Source organism: Escherichia sp. E4930 (assembly GCF_005845405.1).
Lineage (GTDB): Bacteria > Pseudomonadota > Gammaproteobacteria > Enterobacterales > Enterobacteriaceae > Escherichia.
On sequence record NZ_VCDZ01000049.1, the window covers coordinates 1 to 4,134 of the forward strand.

6 protein-coding genes and 1 pseudogene are annotated in these 4,134 nt (G+C 39.2%); all 7 read right to left on the reverse strand.

What is annotated here, in order from left to right:
• Positions 1 to 1,721 (reverse strand): VirB4 family type IV secretion system protein (locus tag FFT88_RS24515; protein WP_135405998.1); only part of this gene is annotated, 1,721 nt, incomplete at its 3' end.
• Between the two features lie 2 nt (positions 1,722 to 1,723).
• A complete protein-coding gene (locus tag FFT88_RS24520; protein ID WP_001000142.1) occupies positions 1,724 to 2,044 on the reverse strand; it encodes a VirB3 family type IV secretion system protein in 321 nt (106 codons plus the stop codon).
• A 57-nt stretch (positions 2,045 to 2,101) separates the two neighbouring features.
• Positions 2,102 to 2,395, reverse strand: a complete 294-nt coding sequence (locus tag FFT88_RS24525) for a TrbC/VirB2 family protein (protein ID WP_130261285.1) — start codon at positions 2,393 to 2,395, stop codon at positions 2,102 to 2,104.
• Positions 2,388 to 2,999, reverse strand: a complete 612-nt coding sequence (locus FFT88_RS24530) for a lytic transglycosylase domain-containing protein (RefSeq protein ID WP_000244005.1) — start codon at positions 2,997 to 2,999, stop codon at positions 2,388 to 2,390. The genes FFT88_RS24525 and FFT88_RS24530 overlap by 8 nt, the downstream gene beginning before the upstream one ends.
• A 67-nt stretch (positions 3,000 to 3,066) precedes the next feature.
• Positions 3,067 to 3,708, reverse strand: coding sequence for a type IV secretion system protein (locus FFT88_RS24535; protein WP_000910600.1), 642 nt, complete (start codon positions 3,706 to 3,708; stop codon positions 3,067 to 3,069).
• Positions 3,708 to 3,932: an EexN family lipoprotein gene (locus FFT88_RS24540; RefSeq protein WP_000758236.1), complete on the reverse strand. Its 225-nt coding sequence runs from the start codon at positions 3,930 to 3,932 to the stop codon at positions 3,708 to 3,710. The genes FFT88_RS24535 and FFT88_RS24540 overlap by 1 nt, the downstream gene beginning before the upstream one ends.
• Before the next feature lies 1 nt (position 3,933).
• A pseudogene (locus tag FFT88_RS24545) lies at positions 3,934 to 4,134 on the reverse strand (conjugal transfer protein TraA); the annotation flags it as partial.

The window sequence follows — 4,134 nt, forward strand, 5'->3', positions numbered from 1 at the left end:
CAGGAATACGCACCATTTTTACACCATTTAGCAAGTCTGATACGCAGTTCACTATCGTTAACTATCTGGAGCAATGCTGACGTTCGGCGCAACTGGACAGGCATAGTCATAAGACTCTCTACTGCCGCATCCATTTCTATTGCCTGTTGGTCAGAACAGGGGTTCCCCATGTTGTCCCGAACAAATGCCTTTGCCAGCGATTTCAGAAACGCTAACAAACGCTTCCAGATTGGTGATGATTCATCTTCCGCAAGCTGCCACGGATTAAGACCAGTAAAAACACCTTCCTGTAGAGCAAAATAACTACCACCATACGCACGAACGAATAATTCTGTAGAGCGGTTATAGTCAATAACGAACATGTAAGGATCAAAACGCTGTAAAAAACCAGCCGCTGCTCCTTCAAAAGTCGTTTTACCAGTACCTGTGGCTCCAAGAATCATTGCGTGTCCGGCAATTCGCTGTCCGGTGACGTTTTTATTAGGGTCGCTGTAGTGCGTATTAAAATAATACAGACCATCAGAAACTGTTTTTAACGGCATTAAAGCCGAACCGTCACCAATCGGATTTCCAGATTTCTTGCCCGCAGAATAATTATGCAGTGAAAACGTACAGGCAAGATTGGCTGCCGTTCTTCGCGTACTCAGTGGTCTTGTTTTATTCATTGGAAGATGGCTAAAAAACACATAAGGTGCGGCACTGGTTGCACGAGAAAAACGGAATCCTTTACCCGTCGTGATAAACTCACTGGATACTTTGATACCATTCTTACGGGCAGCTTCTGCCGTATCGCCAAATACTGTTAGTACGCAATGATATGAACCAAAAAGATTAGTACCGCTGGTAACAAAATCTTTCCCTGCTATCAGTTCTTCTTGTTGAGATTTAGCAGCATCACCGGTTGACCCCATTTTATTGAGTTGGGAGTCTATTTTTCGCACAGTTTTAGCTGGAGCCTCAAACAAAAATGATTGCGTAATGATAAATTCATACGGTAGTTTTAACAGGAAATCCCATTGACCAGGAGTGGTAAACATAGGGAAATCTTTTAAAACATAATTTGTGGCAAATTTTTTATCATCAGACTCATTGTTACGCAGTTCTAGCGTATCATTACCAAAATACCAGTCACTGTCAGCGATTGATTCATATAATGGTGTTGATGATACAGGAATAATCGTATGTTTTTTATTAATCAAGCATGACAGATAATCCGCTGTTTCACTCACATAGTTTTTGTCTACCTTGAGCAACCAGGCTGAAAAAGGTTTAAGAACAACCATAGCTTGAGAAATAATATCTTCGAGGCGCTCAAGTCCTTTATCAACATCATTATAAGAAACACCGAATGTGATGTACCAGGTGGACTTAAAGAAATCTCCCCCTTTGAACAAAGAGATATATTTTTCCGCAAATAAATTTAAGAATTTACTGGAAAACTTATAAGATTCATCAAGATAAATCTTCTCTTTTATAAAATGTGTCCACAAATACACATCCCCTTCTTTGCCAACCCCGACAAGATAATCCTTGATACCATTGAAAGAGTTTTCAAGAAAAGAATCTGATGCAAATTCAAAGGGAATCCCCTGAATAGCAATTGTAGCCAACATTTTTCTGTCAAGTGTATAAACAACACTATCAGAAATATGGTACATGTATTCAGGATACATGGATGCCACATTTTTATTCTTGCTATCTTTTAATTGTGCAACCTGCATAATCAACGCTCCACAGAGGAAAAACCAATAATTGAGTCTCTGTGCATCACTTTAAGAAAATAGCCCTTCAACTGGAGATTCATAACACTAAGAGCGTTTGGGTCATTTTCACAAATGATGCGAACAATGAACAGAAACAAGAAACATAATGCAGGGAATATGAGTCCAGAAATTCCCCACATAAACATGCATCCAAAACCACCAAACACGGCAAGAAATCCCACAGACAAAAAAAGCATCAATGGAACACCCATAACCATCGCAGGCCGATTCAGGCCGTTATAGGAAAGAAAGACGACCTTTGGTTTCTCTGTATCATTCATCATTAGCTCCTGAATTGCGCAGGCTGACAAACAGCCCGCGCTTTTTAGCGTTCGTTATTACTGGAACAATCCCAGCGCCCACGAACCACCGACTACTGCACCGCCTGCAATAGCACAATAGCCAAGAGCCATCCCAACATCCCCCCAGCTTTTACGTTCCATAAAGGCCATCAGGATGCAATAAAGCATATAAACAAGAGCACCAATACCAACAAAGGTAAAAAGCCAGGTTTTCACGTTCGTAAGAGCATTAGTAGCTGAATCAAGGCCACCTGCCGCAGCCGCAAACCCTGAAAACACCATGAAAAATAATGCAAAAACAAAACGATTTACGTTAGCAAACTTATTCATTCGAATAATCTCCAAAAACATCCCAGTCCTGGGAGTGTGAAACAAAACTTTGATTACCTTTTTCCTGAACACTCTGTTCTTTTGTTGCTTTCGCATTTTCAGGTTTATCTACTCGCAACTCAGGAACAACATAAGCGTTCTTCATAACTCGTTCGACATAACTCGTATTATTAAATTGAGCTTCTTTCTTGAAACCTCTTGTGCTATTCCCCGAATAATACTCGGACAAAGACTTCAAAAGGTTCTCTTGTTCATTTCCTCCTTTTTTAGCAAGATAGTTTTTTGTCAGAATATCCGCACCAATTTTAATATTGGTACATGGATCAAATATTGTTTCAGCAGAAACCCCGTAGAAATTAAAATTTCCGTTATATATTTGCATCAAGCCAGCACTATATCTTTTCCCGGCATTATCTAATTTCTTTGCATAACTAATAGCATCTTCGATTTTTTTAAATCTAAGAGACACTCCATCACTAATATTGGCTATTCGAAATGGATCTCCAGAAGACTCAGTTTGAATAACCGCATTTAGTGTATTTGGTGCAACTAGAGGGGCGCAGGAAACGAAAAGACTAGCTAGCATTACCGATGGTAATACCATAGCTCACCTGTTTAATTTCAGATCACCTCATTTGAGGTGATCTTTTAATTAGAGTGTTGGGAGGGGACTAACGTTTGTAACTATGAGAACTTAGCCACTCATTACGAGCTTGTTCTTGCCTAGCATTTTCATCAACGGACATCTGATTAGATGCTAGTTCATATTGTTTCAGTTGCAACTCTATTGTCATTTTTTCAATCGACAGTTGATTTGCAATATCAGCTTTTTGCTGCGGCGTAGTGGCATTTGCAAATAATGACTGTAACGATTGAACACGTTCCGCCCGCTTATACATTGATTTATTGAACTGCTCGTAAAAATTTATTTGCTTAAGAACAGCATCATAGCGTCTTTGCGTGTTAGCATCAGAACTGGTTAAAGAATATTTCTTTCGTAAAGAATCTAATCCAATCTGAGAATCGCTATCGATATCCTTAAGAGAGCCACGCATATAGCTTGAAGCTGTATCAAAGCCTCTACTAAAATCAGTGAATCCTTCTAATCTCTTTTTTTGATCCTCTGCATATTTAATAGATTGTTCATATTGAGTTTTCAGTTGTTGTAAATTATCAGCAGCTTCTTTAGCCCTAGCTAAACCTTCCTCAACAGTTTTTGCAATTGATGTCGGATCGACAACAGGGATATAAGCATGTGCGACATTAGAGCACATGCATCCTATTAAAATCACTGAAAACAGTTCTTTTAACATTATTTCCCTCCGTGAGCCTTAATCCAATCTTCTCTTTTCTGTTTTTGAATTGCAGCCTTTGCATTATCACAGTTTTCATTTGTGATTTTTCCCTGAGAGCATTGTTCTATAACATTTTTTGCCTCAGATTGGTTTGCAAAATAATAATCAACATCATACACTTTATCGTTACAACCAGAGAGAAACAGAACGGATACAAATGCCATTGGAACAACTTTTTTCATATTACCCTCCTAATACATTCTTTCCTAATTGACCTGCCAGGCTTACTACTCTATTTCCAGCTTTTTTGGCAACAGAGGCAGCCAATCCTTTACCTGCATTGCTCATAGCCCTTACACCTGAAACAGCAGCTAATTTATTTGCTGCGCCGTTAGCTGAGGCAGTCAATCCATTAATACCTACTCCACCTGTTAGAGATGAGCA

Bases quoted from the DNA above. Each gene is read 5' to 3' on its own strand.
- FFT88_RS24520 (WP_001000142.1), bottom strand. From the start codon at position 2,044: ATGAATGATACAGAGAAACCAAAGGTCGTCTTTCTTTCCTATAACGGC.
- FFT88_RS24525 (WP_130261285.1), bottom strand. From the start codon at position 2,395: ATGAATAAGTTTGCTAACGTAAATCGTTTTGTTTTTGCATTATTTTTC.
- FFT88_RS24530 (WP_000244005.1), bottom strand. From the start codon at position 2,999: ATGGTATTACCATCGGTAATGCTAGCTAGTCTTTTCGTTTCCTGCGCC.
- FFT88_RS24535 (WP_000910600.1), bottom strand. From the start codon at position 3,708: ATGTTAAAAGAACTGTTTTCAGTGATTTTAATAGGATGCATGTGCTCT.
- FFT88_RS24540 (WP_000758236.1), bottom strand. From the start codon at position 3,932: ATGAAAAAAGTTGTTCCAATGGCATTTGTATCCGTTCTGTTTCTCTCT.